Raw genomic sequence first — 19,794 nt, forward strand, 5'->3', positions numbered from 1 at the left:
ACTCGTTCCCGCCGTTCCGCTCCGGAGTTCTCAGCCAGCCAAACAACATCAAAATAAGACCGTCGAAACAATGTCCGCAGAGTGAACGGATATGAGTACAAACTCCTTATAACCTGGATACAGCTGGAAGATTACCAGCGAGGAAGACGCTACTCAGCTGACTATAATGTCATAATTCTGATACCGCGGGCCGCGGTGCCTTCCCCACGGCCACGCCCGCACGCCATTCGATCTTTTTTTGGACGACTTTTGCTTTTAGGAGCGCACGATAAAACCGCACCGCGTCCCTGTTGCGAAATATCGAGGCCCCGCATCGCCGGGTCAGACAAAAGGCGGGAAATCCGCTCGTTCCCGACCCGGATCCGGCCGGACCTGGAACACGCCAGCGGACACCTCCTCTGAGGCGTCCCACATCCGTCGTGCCCACCCTGAGTCCGGCCAGCGCGTACCCGCCGACCACTGCACGCCCTCGAGATTCGCGCGGTCGAGCTGGGCACCGATGAGACTGGCCCCGTCCAAGCGGGCGTCAACAAGGGCCGCGCTGGTGAGGTTCGCCCCGTCCAACCGGGCATCGACGAGGGCCGCCCTGTCCAGTTGGGCACCGGACAGGTCCGCCCCGGCCAACACCGTATCGGTAAGATCCGCCCCAGCCAGCTGAGCACCAGACAGATCAGCCCCGTGCAGGCGGGCACCGGACAGATCCGCCCCAGCCAGCACCGTATCGGTAAGATCCGCCCCAGCCAGCTGAGCACCAGACAGATCAGCCCCGTGCAGGCGGGCGCCACACAGGTCCGCGCCGACCAGCACCGTATCGGTAAGATCCGCCCCAGCCAGCTGGGCACCAGACAGATCAGCCCCAGCAAGCACGGTATCGGACAAGTCAGCACCGGCTAACAGCGCACCGCACAGGTCCGCCCCAGCCAGCACCGTATCGGACAAATCAGCCCCAAACAACACAGTATCGGACAGGTTTGCTCCGGCTAGCTGGGCACCGGACAGATCCGCGTCAAACAGGCGGGCGCCGCACAGGTCCACCCCGGCTAGCTGGGCACCGGTGGCGTTAAGCGCGATCAGATCGGCCAGGTCCGTGGGCGGTTTCGCCACGTCTGGAGAACGGGCCTGGAGCTGGCGGATGAGAGCAGCGGAGGCATGGACGGAGCCCGTACCATCATCCTGCTGGCGATCATCCCCACTGGCCTGCCCACTGACGGTCCGAGCCATGCGCACGACGGCTTCCACTTCACGGCTGGGGAACGCCTCCGCAAGGACCCGCTCAGCCCGTTCCTTGTAGCCGGCATCGCGATAACCGACATCGCGCAGGAGCCGAAGGAGCGATCGCGCCGCGTCCACGGCATCGTCGGGATCGCTGGGGTGAATCATCCTGTTGTACAGATCAACGATCTGTCGGAACAGCTGGACCCGAGTGGACGGGCTACGTCGACATCGTTCACGGGCTCCCAGCGTGCCCAGCAAGGACCGCTCGCTCAACGCGTCGAACCGGCCGTTATTGCTGTCGTGCACAAGTAGCCACCTCTCTCACGGAGTCGCCGCTCCGCTGGTGAGCGGACATCGTTTGCGGTCCCCCCGCTGTCGTTGCGTCGAACTCTGCGCCATATCGAGACTGCCGATCGCTGGTTGCATACCGGTGGTGACAAGGTTGCAGATACTGTTCGCCCGGCTTCCGCCGATCCGCAACCAATCCACGACCCGAGTCTGAAATGGTTAGCCCCGCCAGGGCCGCTGGCTTTCCCGCCAGAGCGGCTTCGCACGGCCGGCGTCCCTGCCGCTTCGGGTGTGCCTCGCAGATGACAGCCTCCCTGGACGGCGAGTGCCTCCCGGCTTCAGCACACGTCCGGCGCTGTCGCCATGAGCGCCTTACCGGCGGGCCAGGGGATGCCGGACGGAGTGGTCGAAACGCCGGAATCCGGGCCGACGGCCGGTAAGGATATGACGGTGATGTGTCGGTGATGTGTCGGTAAGGATGTGGCGCATGCCCAGGGGCCGCTGGATGATCGGTGTGTTGGTGGAGCTCGCCGGTCTGGGACTCATCGCCGGTGGTGTTATCCAGGCGGCCTCGGCCACGCACAGGCATGTCGCTACCGCCGCTGAACTCGGGGTGTACGACGGGCGGCTGACCAGGGGCGTGCTCCTGGTGGCCGGCGGGGTGTTCATATGCATGGCCAGCGGCCAGATCCGTCGGGCCGCGCCCTGTTGGCGGAGGTTGAGCCGGCTCGGCCGGGTCCTGTTCATCGGCGGATACCTGCTCGCCGCCACCGGTTTGGCCGTCATCACGCAGCATGACTCCGTCAGAAGCTTCTACGTCGGCTTCGGCCTCCAGGTGATCGGTGCGGTCGCGGTGGGAATCGGCGGGAACACGGCACGACCGGGCCTTGACCCGCCGTCACCTCACGGGTGCTCTGGCCATTGAGGACAGGTACGCCGGTAGGGCTCACCGGACAGGTAGCGGCTCCATTCCGTTCGGGTGAGGTTGCGCCCCGCGATACGGCAGGCAACCATCGCCCAGGTCTCGGTGCTGACGTCCCAGATCTGGACAGCCCCCTCGGACGTGCCGGTCAACACGGTGACGCCGTCCAGGCTGCGCGCGAGGGAGTATCCGCCGCGCGGCTGCGGCATGGCTACGCCTATCGGCGCAAGGGTGACGGCATCCCATAGATGTGCGCTGCCGTTCCCACCGATGTCGCTTGTCGTCATCACGACGCTGCCATCGCGGAGGAACTCGACCCCGCCGCTGCTTGGTGTCTGCAATGTCCGCCGTAAGGTCCCCGTCCTCGCGTCGCGGAACTCGACGACACCGACCGCTACCGTTCCATAGCCGATCGCGATCGTTGCGTTGTCCGGTGAGAACGCCAACGCTGGGGCGTCAGCGGTGGCCTCCAGCACCTGCGACCACACCGGGCTGCCGGTGGCGGTGTCGAACAGGGTGACGATGCGGCCCGGGAGATCCTCGACAGCAAGCCAGCGCCCGTCGTGGCTGTAGAAGGGGTACAAACCATCCGGGACGCCCGGATGAGCCACGCCCGCCGTGGCAAGCTTCCCCACGAGATGCGGCTGTCTGGGGTCATGGACGTCCCACAGCAGGACGGAACCGCCAGCAGCCACCGCGACCCGCCCTCCCGCCGGGCTCCATGCGATAGCGGAGAAGCTTCCGGCTGGTTGGGAGCCGGCAAGAACTGCCAGGTCGGCCCCGCTGGCCCGCTCCCACAACCGGAGCGTCCCATCCTGGCCCGGCGCAGCGAGCAACGCCCCGTCCGGGCTGAACACGACGGGGGCCGCAACGGCGCCGTCGAGTAATCGGCCCTCGGAGCGGCCGGTGGCCGCGTCCCACAGCAGAACCTGTCGATCATCAATACCTTGAGTAACGATTTTGGTATCACCGGGCAAGAAGGTGCCCGTGACCCGGCCGGTATGTCCTTGCAGGGTCCTGCCCAGCGGTGACGTGGCGCTGTCCAGGCGCCAGATATCGACCTCAGCCACGCCACTGGCGATCAGTCGTCCATCGGGCAAGAAGGCGGTCGAGGTGGTCGCACGCTCGTGGAGTGGCAGGACCGCGACCTGCTGGCCCGAAGGTATGTCGAACACCCGGATGAAGCTGGCTCCGTCATTGAGCGCGAGGCGGCGCCCGTCGTTACTGATCAGCATGCCGGCGAAGGCCGCTGTGAAGCCGGTCAGCGGCGCTTGGCGCAGCTGACCGCTGCGGACATCCCACAGCATCACGCGGTCACCAAGAGTAGTAGGCAGCGTGACAGCATCGGAGGCGAAGAAGCCAGGTGCCCCGGGAAGATCCCACAAGACCGTCCCGGAATGGGCATCCCATATCCGTGTCGACGAGCCGCCGAAGATCCCAGCGGCCAGCCGGCTCCCGTCCGCATTGATCATGACCATTGGGATGTCGCCAGGTTTCGCCGGGAAGTGCAGCGGCGCCCCGATCTGCCGCGGTGTGTCAGGGGCCGAGCGATCCCACAGCGCGATCTGCCCATTGTCGTCGATCACAAAAAGCCGGGAGGGGTCAGTCGGATCGAACTGTCCGTAGGCAAGCCCGTTGCCGGCCCGGATCGGCGCTCCGACCTGCTCACCGCTGATGACATCCCAGATGACCACGGTTCCGTCGTTCCCGCCGACGGCAAGCAGCGTCGCGTCCGCATTGAAGAGTGCGAGTTCGCGGCTGGTGTGCCAGCGCAGTGTGCGCTGGACCTGGCCGGTACGCAGGTCCCACAGCCGGACCGTGCCGTCCCGTCGCGGCTCGGCGAGCAGCCGCCCGTCCCAGCTCACCGACGGGGGGACCAGCGGCAGCAGGTTGGGCGCATCGAAACGAATGACCCGGTCGAGGCTGGCAGGGGTGTGAACGAGCGCGGTCTGCAGGCCGGCTTCGGTGTCCCGGGATGGCTGGAGCCGGTAGCTCTCCACGCCGAGCAGCAGCGCCAGATCAACCTGGTCAGCGCCGAGGCTGGCGGCCACCGTCGCCAGCTGGGCGGCCTGCGCCGACCTGGTGGCGACGTGGGCCAGCCGCGCCTGGCGGTCCGCCGTGCTTCGCTGCATGACCGCCAGACCCGTGCTGACCAACGCGACCACGAGCAACGCGGCCAGCACGGAGGCCAGCGAGCGCAGCCGCCGGGCGGCTCGCCGGGCGTCGTGCAGCGCATGTTCCTCCGCGGCTGTGGATGCCGCGAGGAATGACTGTTCCAGTGGGTTGGCGTCATCCGGATAGGCGTCCGCCCATTCCTTGGCGGCCTGTAGCCGGGCATCGCGGTAGAGGTCGCCCGGAGCATGACCGGCCGCTACCCAGGCGCTGGCGCTCTCGGTGAGGTGGCGGTGCACCCGGTGGCCGTCGCGGTCGGCCTCCAGCCAGGTCCGCAGCCTGGGCCATTCCCGCAACAGCGCCTCGTGCGCGACCTCCACCGTGTCGTCGGCCGCGATGACCAGCCGTCGCCCGATCAAGGCGGTGAGCACGGCCTCCGCCTGTTCGCTGCCAGCCAGCTCGGACCGCGGCGCGCGGCGTCGCAGGTCGGCTCCGTCCTCACCAGGAGTGGCGAGCCGGAGGAACAGGCGGCGGAGAATCGCCCGGCCCTCGTCATCGAGGCTGTCATAGACGCCGTCGGCGAGCCGGGTGATCGCCCCGGCGACACCGCCCGCCTCGCGGTAGGCGGCGACACGAAGTGTCTGGCCGTCCCGGCGCTCCCAGGTCGCCAACAGTGCGGTGGACAGCAGCGGCAGTGCCCCGGGCTCCTGCCGTGCGTCGGCCAGGACCGCGTCTGTGAACCCTTCCTCGAGTTCCAGCCCGGCAACCCGGGCGGGTTTCTCAATCGCCTGCCGCAGCCCGCCCACAGCCATCGGACCGACGAGGACGGTGTTGTCGCCAATAAGGCGGGCGAGCGCGGGATGACGGGCGAACCGGCCGTAGCAGTCGGCACGCACGGTGAGAACGACGCGAAAGCGCCCGTCAGCGCGTTCGAGTGCGCCGACCAGACGGTCGATCAGTTCCTCCCGGCCCTCCTGCGTCCACATGGTGATTGCTTCCTCGAACTGGTCCAAGACGACAAGCTCGTTCCCCCTGCTGCCGCTGTCGAGGTCCAGCGCGGTCGGGTCTGTGGTGCCGGTCCGCAGCAACCGGATCCGCCACCGGTCGCTGCCCGGCAGCACACCCGATCGCAGCGCCGGCACCAACCCGGCCCGCACCACCGACGACTTCCCGCTGCCTGACGGGCCCACCACGGCCAGCAGCGGCGTGGCAATGCAGCGGGTCACCAACTGCCCGACAAGCCGTTCCCGCCCGAAGAAGTACGGGGCGTCCTGTTCGTCGAAGCGCGCCAGCCCCTTGTACGGGCAGACGACGGTCTCTGTCTCACCAGCCGGGCGGGCGCAGACGACCGGCGAGACGGCATGGCGAGTCCTCGCCCGCTGCAGATCCAGAACCTCAGCGACCATCGCCTGCTCAGCCGCGACCAGGTCCAGGCGGCCTGTCGCCACCCGCACGGCTGTCTTGCCGACCCGCTCACCGGCGCGGGCAACCGCCCAGCCAGCCGCATCCTCGTGGACCCGCGCCGGGATTCCGCCGGAGGACACGGCCACCGCCTCGGCCGCCACCGGCAGGTCCTCATCGCTCACGTAGCCGGCCACGATCGCACTGATCTGATCGACCCCAAGCGGGCCAAGCCGCAGGACGCGCTCCGCGTCACCGGACGCACCGGACGCACCGGACGCACCGGACGCACCGGACCAGCCTTCCGCCCGCTCGTCGCGTGGTCTGGCTGTGACGACGATGAGCACCGGCAACCGCACGGCCGCGGCCGCCAATCGCTCCACCTCCCGCGGGTCCATCCCCGCCGGGTCGTCGATGACGACCAGTACCGGGCGCTCCGCCGTGGAGCCCGCGAGCGTCTCGGTCTCCACCGATCCGACGACGAGCACAGCGCCGCGGCCACCCACCCGGCGAGCGAACTCCGCGACGAGCCGGCTGGCACCCATCCCCGGTTCGCCCTCGACGATGACGGCTCCCCCCGCGTCGTCGAGGGCATGCCCCCACATCTGTTCCAACCAGTGCAGTTCCACATCCCGCCCGAGCAACGGGTTGCGGTCTCCGCTCAGCCCGGCCGGCAGGCCCTGCGGGTGTACGGCGTCCGGGAGCAGGCTGGGCTGCTCGGCAAGGATCGCCGCGTTCAGCGCGCGCAGTTGCTGGCTGGGCTCCACACCGATCTCGCCCACGAGCCGGGTCCGGGCCGAACGGTAGGCCTCCAGCGCTTCCGCCTGCCGCCCCGACTCGTAAAGCGCGACCATCAGCTGGCCCCAGAACCGCTCCCGCAACGGATATGCGGCCACCAGCGACTGCAGCTCGCCGACCAAGGCCGCCGCATGGCCGAGGGCAAACTCGGCGTCGAGACGGTCGGCTACCGCGGCCAGCCGCAGCTCCGCAAGCTGATCGCGTTCTGCCACCGCGAACTCGGCGTCACCCAGATCCTCGTACGCATCCCCTCGCCACAGCTCCAGCGCACGCCGGAACCGGGCAAACGCGAGCTCGGGTGCGCCGGCCAGCAGCGCCGGCCGCGCCTGCCCGACAAGCTGTTTGAAAAGTGCCGCGTCCAGGGCCGCCGTGTCGACGCGCAGGCTGTACCCCGACGGCACCGTGACCAGAACCCGCCACCCCGCTGGCGGACGGTCCAGCTCCAGCAGTCGACGCAGCCGGGCAATGTAGCTTCGCAGCGTTTTCTCCGCCGTCGGCGGCGGGGCCGCTCCCCACACCCCGTCCACCAGGCGCGACACCGAGACAGCCCGGTTACGCTCGGACAGCAGCAGGCCAAGGAGTGTCCGCTCCCGCGGGCCTCGCAACGGCAGCGGCTGACCGTCCCGGCGGACCTCCAGCGGCCCCAGTACCCCGAACCACAGGCCGGGCGAGGCACCGCCGACGACCTCGCCAGCAGGCTCACACGCTGGAGCCGCCAGCCCGCCAGCACCCTTGCCGGCCATGTCGGTTATCCCCTTCGCCATCGGAGCCCTGCCCGACCTGCCCGACGACGCCGGCTGGTTGTCCGAGACTGTTGTGTTGACGAAGTCCGCTGTCTCCGCGGCCGGCCAGACATGATCAAAAGATGCGTCGGTGTCCCGCCCGTCCACCGCGTCCAGCCTCCGAGTTCACGGGATTCCAGCCCTCGACAGAAATGATCATGCTGGCGCCACGCTGGTATCTGTACCGAGCGCTGTCCGGCCCGGACGTGGGAGAACTGCTCGCGGAACACGGACTGGCCGCTGACCATGTGACCGGCTACCGGTGCGCGCGGTGGTTCATCCCACCATCGACCGAAGCAGCCCGACCGTGCCGGTAGACGCCAGGGAAGCATCGGTCCGTCGGCGGACCGGATCCCAGCGCAGCGGGCTGGGATCCCGGCTGCCACCGCCGCACAGGCTGAAGAAACACCTCCGCCGCACAGCGAGGATCGGTTCCCAGCATGGGAACGTGCGGACCCACCGCGGCCACTGCAAACTCGGTATCGATACCAACCCCCGTCTACGGCTGACGGTCACCTCCGCCGAGCCCACCTTGGTCAGCTGGTCAGCAGGACCCACCGCGTCGATCCGACGGCCGCGGCAGGACTCCGCCGGGAAAAGCGAAACCCCACGCCCACAGCGGACGGTCGCGCCCCGCGCCCGCTCACGGACAGGAGGCCATAAGCAAGTCGATGATCGACAATCAAGGGAACCAGCCTCATCGCCCGACGAAAAATCCAGGTCGGCGCGGTGCTTTCACGGAGCCCCACGTCGAAGCCGGTTTCGGCCGCCTCGTACCCCTGCTGTTCATGCCTTCATGGTCACCCAGCCCGGCCTTGTCCGCCATCTCCACATGGAGATCTCTTTACCGAGACCTCCGTTTGGCGCTACCTGACGCTGTCGGCCTGGTGCACGATGCCGGGCGTGGCGGAACAGAGCAGCGAGACCGTGTGGGACTTCACGTCGGTGTTGCGGGAGGACCGGCTGTCGCCGGAAATCGACACCACAATTGCACATCCAGCCCGCCGGTATGACTACTGGCTCGGCGGCAAGGACAACTTCCTACCCGACCGGGAGTCCGGAGATGCCATCGCCGCAGCATTTCCTACCATCCGGATCGCGGCCCTCGAGAACCGCCGATTCCTGGGAAGGGCCGTACAGTTCCTGGCTGAGGAGGCGGGTATCCGACAGTTTCTTGACATCGGCACCGGTATCCCGACCGCGAACAACACGCACGAGGTCGCCCAGGCGATCGCCCCCGAGTCACGCGTCGTGTACGTCGACAACGACCCGATCGTGCTTGCCCACGCCCGTGCCCTGCTGACCTCCGACCATCGCGGCGCCACCGCCTATCTGAACGCGGACCTCCGGAACCCCGAGAAGATCCTGAGTCATCCGGATCTCCAGCGGACGCTGGACCTGTCTCGCCCGGTAGCGCTGATGCTGATCGCGGTCCTGCACTTCGTCCCCGATGCCGATGATCCGTACGGCGCCGTGTCCCGGCTGCTGGCGGCCCTGCCGTCCGGCAGCTATCTGGCCATCTCCCACGTGACGAGGGATTTCATGTCGCCGGGGACCGCCGCAAGCGTCGACGATGTCATCGCCACAACCCGGGTAACGTTTCAGATGAGGAACCGAGCGGAGGTCGCCCGGTTCCTCGGCGGGCTCGAACTGATATCTCCGGGTATTGCGGCCCTGCCTGCCTGGCGAGCCGAGAACGAACCACAGCCTCGTCCGTCCGCCGCGGACACGGCAGCCTACGGTGCAGTGGCCCGCGTTCCGTAGACATCAGAAGCCATCGGACGGCAGCCCGCGGGCGACGGCCATCGCCGGGTATGCTCACCGCCGCCGCTTACCTCGGGTACCGTCAAACTGGAATCGGAAGTCCGGAACTGACTGGAGCCATCGTTCACAGTGCGCTTTGCCACGGCGGCCTTCGCTACCGATCTGGTGGCTGGTCAGAATCAGTATCTGTTCGCCATCCCCGCCGCACGCGGGATGCGCGGGCGGACACATTCGCCCGCGACATGACAGCGCGTTTCAACAGAGTTGGCCACCGCCGTGGCGGCCAGGAAGAGCACGGCATCTTCTCAACGACGCTGACATCAAGGATGTCATGACCGCTGGGTCCGGACGCCCCGCCACTGATCTACCAGTGGAGCCCACGAAATGCTGTGGTTTGCTGCTCTGACGGAGCATAAGGTGGTCAGAAAGCTCGGGGAAAAGATGATCGAGACGGTGTTCCGAAGTGCGGATCTGCCCGCGGGAGAACGGTTTGATGCCTGGCGTGCGATGGCCCACTGGGCCACTGCCCCGCTGGAGTTTCGCAGCGACCACGAGGAAGACTTCCCAGCGACCTTGCGCCTGCTGGAACTCGGTGCTGTGGACATGTTCACAGCATCTTTTCCGTCGTTACAGGTACTTCGGACCCCAAAACTGATCAAACAGTCCGATACCGAGCAGTACGAGATGGGCTTTCTCCTCCGCGGGAACGCGAGGCTTTCCCAGCTGGGCCGGGACGTCACGGTCGCCACGCGCGAGCTGGTCCTCTATAATACCTGGCGCCCTTTCGATATCTGGATAGGTTCCGGCCGCCACGACATGGCCACAACAGTAGCGATCCGTGTTCCTCGAGCGCTGCTGCCGCTGCCCTCAGCCGCGACCGATCAGCTGATCGCCCGGCGGATATCGGGCAGCACGGGGATCGGTGCCCTCCTCGTGGGACTCGTCACCAACATGATCGCGAACACGAGCCCTTACCAGCCCAGCGACGCACCCCGGCTGGGAACCGTCCTGCTCGACCTACTGACCGCGCTGCTTGCCCATGAAGTTGATGCCGACCGCTTTTTACCATCAGACACCCGCCAGCGAACGCTCGCCTTGCGTATTCGATCATTCATCCAGCAGCGGCTGGGCGAAGCTCAGCTGACCCCAAGCAGCATCGCCGCGGCCCACCACATCTCTACCAGCCAGTTGCATCGCATTTTCCAGCAACAGGACCTCACCGTCTCCGCTTGGATCCGCAGCGAACGCCTAAAGCGCTGTCGCCACGATCTCACCGACCCCGCGCTGCACGCAACACCCATCCACGTCATCGCCGCCCGCTGGGGGTTCTCCTATCCCGCCGACTTCAGCCGCGCTTTCCGCGCCGCTTACGGCATCTCACCCCGTGACTATCGTCACACAGCGCTCCACAACTCAATCGATGAGACGCACCGTTAAGAAATCAGCGACGCTATGCTAACGCCTTCCAGCCGGGTAAACTGGCATCCTGGCCTGAAGCACGCTCTGTAGTCTTGAGCTACCCATGTAGATGACATCGACACATGAATAAATCATGACCGGGTCGGTCATAGCCCGCTATTTTCGTGGTTGTGAGGTTCCACCATGCCCGACGATGACACCGACAGTCGAACGTTTGCTTTGATCACGGAGGTGAACGAGGAGATTGAACAGAAGATTGCCGCGCACGCGTCCACGAGCCTGCGCATCCTGCTCGATGTCATCGCCGCTAGTCAGGCAGCTGTCACCCAAGGCGACATGACCACGCTGAGCGCCCAGCCCGGGCAACTGCACCGGGCACGTGAGGCGCTGCAGGCAGCCCTTGTCAACACCAACCTCCTGCTAGAACAAGAGCGACGAAGAACGGGTCGTCCTGGCCCCGAGCTCTCGGCCACCGGCGGTGTCGAATGCACCGCGCTACAAGCCCTCGCATGGAGGCCCTCCGGCAGTAGGGCGTTCGATCAGACAGCGGCGTCCGGGTGGCTGGATCGCGAGCCGGACAACCCTATTACCGGAGCCTCTTAGAGAGCATTCGTTCATTTTGTGATGTTTCAGTCAGGTTTCTGGCGATGGTGAGGCGGGGCAGAGTCGAACCATCCCCCGTCAGAGCCGCCTCGGGCGGTGCAGACGACGGCGCAGGTGAGTCGATACCCCACCTCGCCGTTCCCGAATCCTGGCAATTGCCGCGTACCGGATCCGACAAACTTCGCCTAATCTGAACGAGATACGCTCTTAGAGCACTCGGCGGACACCTCGGCGGACAGCCCCACGGGTGGCGGCGGTTCCGTCCCGTGACTGGGAACCGGCCGGGCCGGGGACGAATCAGGCGGGGTTCCGAACTGATCGGACATCATGAAATCTCCCCAGGACGAAAATCTAACCTGAATTCGCTCAGAACGTCGGCAATAGCCGCAATAGCTGATATTATCACGCGGCGCGGTGGGACCGAGGCACGCGCCTCGCGGTGCCGCGTCCCCTGTTAGCGGGCGGGCGTGGAACGTATGTCGACCAGGACGCCAGCCACGCGTCCAGCCCTGGCCTTCTTCACCGTCTCTATCTGGAGATCTCCTTATCGAGACCTCCGTTTGGAGCTACTCGGTGCTGTCGGTCCTGGCGCAGGCTCCTTGCTGTGACGCGGACGCTCGACCTGCGGAAAGCAGGGTGCCGCTGACCGTGTAAGCCGACAGCCCGCGGTGCCCGCTCCGGGCAGTACCAGCGGCACCCGGAAGGCTCCCGAACACCTTCCCGGCCACAGCTGTGATGGGAGATTCTCTTTTCTCGCGCGTGGCTGCCCGCCTACCTCATACGATCACTTCGCCAACCAGGTCAGCGGCCGGCTATGTGACGTCCGGGCCGCCGGCCGCAGGCAACGCGGGTTGATCATCACTTCCCATCATCGAATGCACACGGCAGGCTATCCCCCCGATGACATCGTGGGGATCATCGGTAGGGACGCACAACCCGCGCCGTGCAAGACCTCCTGTACCGCCATGGCACAACGCTGAAGGGATGGGACGGGCCATGACTACCGATCACGACGACATGGACCGGCTCCCGGCCGCGTTCCCCCTCGATGACGACCTTATCCGCTGGGCACAGGCCCGTTCTCCCGACATACTCGCCGCCGAGCCGGATGCCCGCGCCGCCGCGAGAGCGCCGGTGAACCCGGCTGACCGTGACTTCACCGGCGCCCGCTTGGACGGGGCGGACCTCACCGGCGCCGACCTGCGCGGGGCGGACCTCACCGGCGCCGTGCTGTCCTGGGCGACCCTCACCGGCGCCCGGTTGGACGGGGCGGACCTCACCGGCGCATGGCTGGACGGGGCGGACCTCACCGGCGCCGTGCTGTCCTGGGCGACCCTCACCCACGCCGGGCTGGTCGGGGCGGACCTCACCGGCGCCGACCTGCGCGAGGCGAATCTGCGCGGGGCGGACCTCGCCAACGCCTGGCTGGGCGGGGCTGACCTCACCGGGACGCTGTGGTCGAGGGACACCCGCTGGCCGGACGCCGAGTGGGCATGGCGGATACGTGACTCCTCGGACGAGGTATCCACCGGCCTGTTCCGGGTCCGGCCGGATTCGGGCCGGGATCACGAAGCCTCGCTGTCCCCTGTCTGACGCGGCGCGTTCCCGGCCACCCGGGCAAAACAACCACAAAGCCTCCGGCCATAACCGGAAGCAACGTTCCGGAAGCCCGCGGGCGCGGTTCCGGAAGCCCGCGGGCGTGCTTCGTCAGGATTCTTCCCGCGTGGGGTGGCAGCGGTTGCCGCTCGCTACAGCGTGCGCACCAGGCGATCGGCGAGGATGCGCGTGAAGCGAGACGGATCGCCGAGTTCTCCGCCTTCGGCCAGCAACGCCATTCCATACAGCAATTCCGCTGTCTCCGTGAGAACGTCGGATTCCGCTTCCCGCTCGTGTGCCTTTCGCAGCCCCGTTACCAGGGGGTGCGTGGGATTGAGTTCCAGAATACGTTTGGGATGCGGCACCTCCTGCCCCATCGTGCGGTACATCTTCTCCAGGGTCGGTGTGATGTCGTGCGTGTCACCCACGATGCAGGCTGGCGACGTGGTGAGACGTGCGGACAGGCGGACCTCCTTCACCTCTTCCCGCAGCTTCGTCGCCATCCAGGACAGCAACGCGGCGAACGCCTGCTGCTGTTGTTCCCGGTCGGGTTCGGCGCTCTTCTTCTCATCTTCGGTGTCGAGGTCGACCTGGCCCTTGGCGATCGACTGCAGTGGTTTGCCGTCGAACTGCGCGACCCGTTCGACCCATACTTCATCGACCGGATCCGTCAAGACCAGAACCTCGTAACCCCTGGCGCGAAAGGCCTCCATGTGCGGTGATCTTTCGATCATCAACCGAGAATCGCCGGTCATGTAGTAGATGTCGTTCTGGCCGTCCTTCATGCGGTCGACGTACTGCCGCAGGGTGGTTGGCTGGTCCGGGTCGTGTGTCGAGACGACAGAAACGATCTCGAGTATCGCCTCTCGGTTCTCGACATCGTCGAGAAGGCCCTCCTTCACGGCACGACCGAACTCGTTCCAGAAGGCCCGATAGCGCTCGGCCTCGTTGGCCTGCATGTGCTTGACCGTCGCGAGCACCTTCTTGACCAGCCGGCGGCGTACCAGCTGGATCTGGCGATCCTGCTGGAGGATCTCACGCGAGATGTTGAGCGACAGATCATGCGCATCGACGACACCCTTGATGAAGCGGAGGTAACTCGGCATGAGCGCCTGGCAGTCGTCCATGATGAAAACACGCTTCACATACAGCTGAATTCCCTGCTTACCCTCCCGCATGAACAGGTCAAACGGCGCGCGGGACGGGATGAACAACAGCGCCTCGTACTCGAAGTGCCCTTCGCCCTTCATATGAATGGTCTCGAGTGGATCGGTCCAGTCGTGGCTGACATGCTTGTAGAACTCGTTGTACTCAGCCTGGTCGACATCATCTCGTGAGCGCGCCCACAACGCCTTCATGGAGTTGAGCTGCTGGATTTCGATCGTCGTCGTGTCATCTTCGCCGGTCCGTTCGGCAGCCATCCGGATGGGCCACGAGATGAAATCAGAATACCGCTTTACGATCTCCCGAATCTTCCACTCGGCGGTGTAGTCGAAAAGACGGTCCTCGCTGTCCTCAGGTTTCAGGTGCACGGTTACCGCAGTGCCCTGCGGTGCGTCGTCGACCGACTCGATGACATATGTGCCCTCGCCGCTCGACTCCCACCGGGTGCCAACGCTTTCACCGGCTCGACGGGTCAGCAGCGTGACCTTGTCCGCCACCATGAAGGTGGCGTAAAAACCGACACCAAACTGTCCGATAAGATCGTACGACGCCGCGGCGTCCTTCGACTCCTTCATCTTCCGGAGCAGCTCGGCCGTTCCGGATTTGGCGATAGTACCGATGAGCTGGATGACATCGTCACGGGACATGCCGATGCCGTTGTCGCGCACGGTCAGGGTACGCTGTTCCTGGTCGGCCTCAATATCAATACGCAAGTCAGATACGTCGGCCTGGAGGTCGTTGTTGACCAACGACTCGAGTCGCAGTTTGTCGAGGGCATCAGATGCGTTGGATATCAGCTCACGCAAGAAGATATCTTTGTTGGAGTAGATCGAATGGACCATCAGCTGTAGCAGCTGACGCGTCTCGGCCTGGAATTCCAGCGTCTCAATCCGGTTGCTCACGGGACTCCTCTATGCGGGCACAAGGGTCGTTCGTGGAAAGGATACCGAGTGGCCGTGCGTTGATGGCTGCGGTCGCAACCCGCCAGCGCATCAGTCCTGGCGAATGCTGCCTGCCGATCGGCGGGCTGCGTGCGCGGCCGGTGGGGGCCCAGTACTCCACGTGGGGTATTGACCCGCATGTTCGCCTGTGAGATAAGAGGCTTGCGCTGGGCAGGCTGGATGGCCGTACCGCGCTGGCTTCGCCATGGCCTGGCACGCGGCACCCGCGGCCGAGGCTGCCCGGTGCGCGCGGAGAGGCCGGGAGGGAGATGGAACTCCTGATCTTGTCAAGTAGTTTTTACGACACGTGAAAAAATATCCCGAGCGACGGCTCCGACACTCGGCCAAACTCTTCGACAGATCGATCCCGCCACGATAACCAGCCCTGCGTGAATGCAGCCCAGCCAAAGCCTATGATCGGCCCGGCCAGCACCACCGAGCGTCCCGAGTATGGAGTGCCCTGTGAACGACTACATCGACAGCTACCCACCCCCCACGTTCGACACCACCAAGCCGCACTCCGCCCGCGCCTGGGACTACTGGCTGGGCGGTAAGGACAACTTCGCCGTCGACCGCGAGTTCGCGGACCGATACGCCGAAATCTTCCCAGAGATCATCGAGATTGCCCGCGCCGACCGGGCCTTCCTCGGCCGCGCGATCAGCTACCTGGCCGGTGAGGCGGGTATCCGCCAGTTCCTCGACATCGGTACCGGCCTGCCCACCGTGGACAACACCCACGAGGTCGCCCAACGGATCGCCCCGGACTCCCGCATCGTCTACGTCGACAACGACCCACTCGTGCTGGTTCATGCCCGCGCCCTGCTCAGCAGTAGTCCTGAAGGCGCCACCGCCTACATTGACGCCGATATGCGCAGCCCCCAGAAGATCCTCAACATCGCCGACCAAACCCTGGACTTCACCCAGCCCATCGCGCTCAGCCTCTTAGGGATCATGGGGACCATCGCCGACCTCGATGAGGCACATGCGATTGTGAAGGAATTCATGAACGCCCTGCCCTCGGGCAGCTATCTGGCCGTCAACGACGGTACCGATGTCCTCATGGGCGAGGCGCGCCGCCAGGAACTCCTCCAGCTCACCCGCGAACGCCCCGGCTACGGGTACTACCACCGTCGTACCCCTGAGCAGATCGCCCGGTTCTTCACCGGCCTCGAGCTCCTCGAACCCGGGGTAGTGTCAACCCCCCTCTGGCGGCCCGCCCCCGGGAGCACCCCCACCGCGTTGGACGCGTTCTGCGGTGTCGCCCGCAAGCCCTGAATACCCCGCGGATCGCGGCGGTACCCTCAGGCAGGACGATATACGGGAGACACGATGACAGTGCAGCCGGATCGGGGGCCGGTTGCGCTCCGAATTCTACTTGGTGGCCAGCTGCGCCGGCTCCGGGAGAGCCGGGGTATCAGCCGCGAGGCGGCCGGGTACGAGATCCGAGGCTCCGAATCGAAGATCAGCCGACTGGAACTGGGGCGGGTCGGGTTCAAGGAACGTGATATCGAAGACCTGCTCACCCTCTACGGGATCGTCGACGAGGCCGGACGAGCGCCGATGCTCGCGCTGGCTCGGGAGGCCAACCAACCCGGCTGGTGGCACCGCTTCGCCGATATTCTGCCGGACTGGTTCGAGTCGTACCTGGGCCTGGAGAGCGCCGCGACACTGATCCGGACCTACGAGGTCCAGTTCATCCCAGGCCTGCTCCAGACCGAGGACTATGCCCGTAGCGTTATCATCCAGAGTAATGCCCCTGGCACCGTCTCGGCCAAGGACATCGAACGCCGAGTCGACATGCGGATGAGCCGGCAAAAGGTGCTGGACCGCCCGAATCCACCCCGGCTGTGGGCTGTGCTGGACGAAGCGGCCCTGCGGCGCCCGATCGGCACGCCCGCGGTGATGCGCACTCAGCTGGAACGGCTGATCGCGGTCTCCGAGCGACCGAACCTCGCCATCCAGGTGATGCCCTTTGCGTTCGGCGGCCACGTCGCGGAAAGCGGCGCCTTCAGCGTCCTGCGCTTCGCCGAACCAAACCTCCCGGACATAATCTACCTGGAGCATCTCACCGGCGCGGTCTACCTGGACAAGGTAGCGGACGTGAGCCGCTATGCGGAGGCCATGAATCGTCTCAGCGTCGACAGCTTGCCGCCCGACAAATCCGCCGAGCGCCTCGCCAGAATCATCGCCGAGACATAACCGGCATCGGCTCGGCCGGCAAGCGCGATGAGCCGCCGCCATCAGCTCCGCTGACGACGGTGGCTCATCGCATTCAAAGCATCAGAGCAGGAACGGGAAAAGGAAACGGGGCCAGGGCACGCACCTCGCGTCATCGCTCCCCGTCCAGCGCCGCGCGATGCACGGGTACCCCGGCTCGTCGGTCGCCACCCACCACCTCCGGTGCCTGCCTCCGCCGCCTCGCGATGCACGCACCCCAGCCCCACTCCTTGATCCACACCCCTATTGCCGGGCGCTCTGAGAGAGCGTGTGAGATCGCCATTCCGGCTCGCCGCGTCCAGGCGCCCCCTGGCCGCGTTGTCGGCCACACCGAGACAACTCATCCGGTATCGCTTCGGCCTTCCGCCTTGCCAGGGGGCGCCTGGACGCGGCTCACTGATCGAAAGCCCGATCTCACACACGCTCTTAGCTAGACGAAACCACATCGATTCCCACTGATCGGGCCATCGTCGCGACGTCACGGACGCCGGGGTATCCTGGCGGTGCCGCGGCAAGAAAACGTCGGACTTTCGCTGCCGCTGTTGGCCCGAACGGACCCATCGGAGCACCGGCCGCGATGGCCTTCGCCATCAGTTCCGCCGCGCGGTCCGGCTCCTTGTCTGCCAGCGCCAAGGCATGTGACATGGCCAGGTGGTTCCGCAACCCGGTCGGACCATTGTGGGTTACCGTCGGCGTCCACTCCGCGGCGATGCGCATGGCCGGAGCCGTCTGCCCAAGCATGGCGTAGACATCCACCGCGGTCACTGCCAGCTCGGCCTGTGACAGCCCCTGGAACGGACGCGCATGGAACGCTGGAGCGCCGTACCGATTCGCGGTCTGCCGCGCCGCGCAGAGCGAGCTACCGGCATTAACCTGATCCCCGAGCGCGGCGTAGGCTTTCGCGGAGATCGCGTGCAGCCGTGTCATCTGCAGTCCCCCCGCGACCATCCCGACCCACTTGGCACTGTGCGCAAGCGCCATCTTCGGGTTGCCGCTGGCAAGCGCTGCCGTCGCCCACGTCCCGGCGATGTGCGCGCCCAAGCCGAGATGCGCGATCTCATCCGCATGATTCGCGGCAGCCGACAACGACTGCTCCGCTTTGACGTACTTGCCCTGATCTACGAAGGACAGTCCGAGCAGCGCTCCGAACATGGCCTGGGCCTCGTGCGTGTCCCGCTCGGCCTTTGCTGAGAGCCGGCCCTGCCGTAAGCCCGCGAGAGTCCGGAGATGCACACGGATCACGTTCGCCGTGACAGCGACGTCCTGATCCATATACCGGGCCATGATGCGGTCCGCCGCGGCCTTGGCCGTGTCGATGGTGCTCATGCCGTCCATCCCGATGACGAGCCCTGCCGCGGTAAGGGCGGCGAGAGCGTCGGCATCCCTCCTGGTGATGTGCATGCCCGCACTGAGGCCCTCCTGTGTGATCTGACTTGCGGTTCCGCATCGTGAGCACGAACCTGCCTGGAGTGCGATCACAGCAACTATAAGTCATTGCATACGTGGTTGCACATGCGGCTGCACGTGCAACCCTACCAAGATCTATAATCTCGCCGTCCTCGTGACCAGCGTGCCCGAGCTGAAACCGGCCTCACCAACGGCGAGAGCCGCGAAACCCGCCGCCGCACGCCACGCGGGCCCATCCGCGTTCCGTCCCGACTCCGTTGGGTTTCAACTTTTTGCGTGTCAGCGGACATGGTAACCTCACCGTCACCATTCACATAAAAACTGTAAACGACCAATCAGCTTCAGGTATCCAACAACCACCGGTCACGACAAACCACCGCCAGGCCCGCCAGCACAGGACCGACCAGCAGGCGGCACAACGCCGATGAGCACCAGCTGGCCGGCCAGCGTGGCGCGCACACTCCCGCCGCAGCCACTGGCAGCCTGGTCGTCATGGTTTTCCGGAGAACGCCGGGTAGCCGTACGCTCGGAGGACCGACACAATGGTCGTACCCATACGCATAGCCGGGAATGGGCACGGCTACACGCGAGCCCATATCGGTACGCACCCGAAAACAGCCAGGAACGACACAGCGCGTAAACGAGGACACGGCCGAGCGTAATAGTTCACAACGAGTGTTTACAGGCATCCTGCCTTTTGGGACAGTATGCCAACATGAAGCCAACAAACAAACTCGGTAGTCTTTCTCAACGCCTGGTATTGACGCTCAGCTGTCCGAACCGGCGCGGCATCGTCGCGGCGGTGTCCGCCTTCGTCACGGATACCGGCTGCAATATCATCGAGGCCCAGCAGTACGGGGATCCCGACAGCACCCATTTCTTCCTGCGCCTGGCCGCCGACCTTGAGGAACCGCACGGCAGCCTTGACCAGATACGAGTCGCTTTCGGTACGGTCGCCGATACGTTTTCGATGGACTGGCGGATCTGGGACGCCGCCGTCCAGCCACGGATATTGATTATGGTGTCACAACACGATCACTGCCTGGCCGACCTGCTGTCGCGCCACCGCGCCGGCACCCTGCCCGTCCACATCGTCGGTATCGTCTCCAACCATCAGGACGCCACGGAACTGGCCAGCTGGCACGGCGTGCCCTTCCACCACTTA

12 protein-coding genes are annotated in these 19,794 nt (G+C 65.8%); 8 read left to right on the forward strand and 4 right to left on the reverse strand.

Translation table 11 applies throughout. The annotated features are described in order from the left end of the window. Positions 1–321: 321 nt before the first annotated feature. Positions 322–1,521: a pentapeptide repeat-containing protein gene (locus MJ785_RS13685; RefSeq protein WP_239310834.1), complete on the reverse strand. Its 1,200-nt coding sequence runs from the start codon at positions 1,519–1,521 to the stop codon at positions 322–324. A gap of 469 nt (positions 1,522–1,990) precedes the next feature. Here MJ785_RS13685 and MJ785_RS13690 point away from each other — a divergent pair, with 469 nt between their 5' ends. After that, positions 1,991–2,428, forward strand: a complete 438-nt coding sequence (locus MJ785_RS13690; RefSeq protein ID WP_239310835.1) for a hypothetical protein — start codon at positions 1,991–1,993, stop codon at positions 2,426–2,428. Here the strand turns inward: MJ785_RS13690 and MJ785_RS13695 are convergent. Next, positions 2,407–7,626 (reverse strand): BTAD domain-containing putative transcriptional regulator, encoded by a 5,220-nt coding sequence (locus tag MJ785_RS13695; RefSeq protein ID WP_239381223.1) that lies wholly within the window; start codon positions 7,624–7,626, stop codon positions 2,407–2,409. The genes MJ785_RS13690 and MJ785_RS13695 overlap by 22 nt on opposite strands. An 840-nt stretch (positions 7,627–8,466) precedes the next feature. Between MJ785_RS13695 and MJ785_RS13705 the strand changes: the two genes are divergently transcribed. The 4 genes from MJ785_RS13705 (at position 8,467) to MJ785_RS13720 (ending at position 12,897) form a co-directional block, all read left to right on the forward strand. Next, positions 8,467–9,282 carry an SAM-dependent methyltransferase gene (locus tag MJ785_RS13705; RefSeq protein WP_370652757.1) on the forward strand — a complete coding sequence of 272 codons (816 nt, stop codon included), beginning with the start codon at positions 8,467–8,469 and terminating at the stop codon, positions 9,280–9,282. 384 nt (positions 9,283–9,666) lie between these two features. Then, positions 9,667–10,719: a helix-turn-helix domain-containing protein gene (locus tag MJ785_RS13710; protein ID WP_239377202.1), complete on the forward strand. Its 1,053-nt coding sequence runs from the start codon at positions 9,667–9,669 to the stop codon at positions 10,717–10,719. Between the two features lie 165 nt (positions 10,720–10,884). Further along, positions 10,885–11,304 carry a DUF6245 family protein gene (locus MJ785_RS13715; protein ID WP_239310840.1) on the forward strand — a complete coding sequence of 140 codons (420 nt, stop codon included), beginning with the start codon at positions 10,885–10,887 and terminating at the stop codon, positions 11,302–11,304. A gap of 996 nt (positions 11,305–12,300) precedes the next feature. Beyond that, complete coding sequence (locus tag MJ785_RS13720) at positions 12,301–12,897, forward strand: pentapeptide repeat-containing protein (protein WP_239310841.1); 597 nt, start codon at positions 12,301–12,303, stop codon at positions 12,895–12,897. Between the two features lie 155 nt (positions 12,898–13,052). Here the strand turns inward: MJ785_RS13720 and htpG are convergent, their stop codons facing one another. Continuing rightward, complete coding sequence (gene htpG / locus MJ785_RS13725; RefSeq protein ID WP_239310842.1) at positions 13,053–14,966, reverse strand: molecular chaperone HtpG; 1,914 nt, start codon at positions 14,964–14,966, stop codon at positions 13,053–13,055. 489 nt (positions 14,967–15,455) lie between these two features. On the opposite strand from htpG, the gene MJ785_RS13730 reads away from it, so the two are divergent. Both MJ785_RS13730 and MJ785_RS13735 read left to right on the forward strand, forming a co-directional pair. After that, positions 15,456–16,280: an SAM-dependent methyltransferase gene (locus MJ785_RS13730; protein WP_370652756.1), complete on the forward strand. Its 825-nt coding sequence runs from the start codon at positions 15,456–15,458 to the stop codon at positions 16,278–16,280. A gap of 54 nt (positions 16,281–16,334) precedes the next feature. Further along, a complete protein-coding gene (locus tag MJ785_RS13735; RefSeq protein ID WP_239310844.1) occupies positions 16,335–17,204 on the forward strand; it encodes a helix-turn-helix transcriptional regulator in 870 nt (289 codons plus the stop codon). 444 nt (positions 17,205–17,648) lie between these two features. Here MJ785_RS13735 and MJ785_RS13740 read toward each other — a convergent pair whose 3' ends face one another. After that, the gene (locus MJ785_RS13740) at positions 17,649–18,623 is read right to left on the reverse strand and encodes a hypothetical protein (protein ID WP_239310845.1); all 975 of its coding nucleotides are present in this window, start codon (positions 18,621–18,623) and stop codon (positions 17,649–17,651) included. Positions 18,624–19,344: 721 nt separating this feature from the next. Here MJ785_RS13740 and MJ785_RS13745 point away from each other — a divergent pair. Beyond that, positions 19,345–19,794: ACT domain-containing protein (locus MJ785_RS13745; RefSeq protein ID WP_239310846.1), on the forward strand; the 450-nt coding region annotated here is incomplete at its 3' end.

The organism is Protofrankia sp. CiT1 (assembly GCF_917627335.1).
Classification (GTDB): Bacteria; Actinomycetota; Actinomycetes; order Frankiales; family Frankiaceae; genus Protofrankia.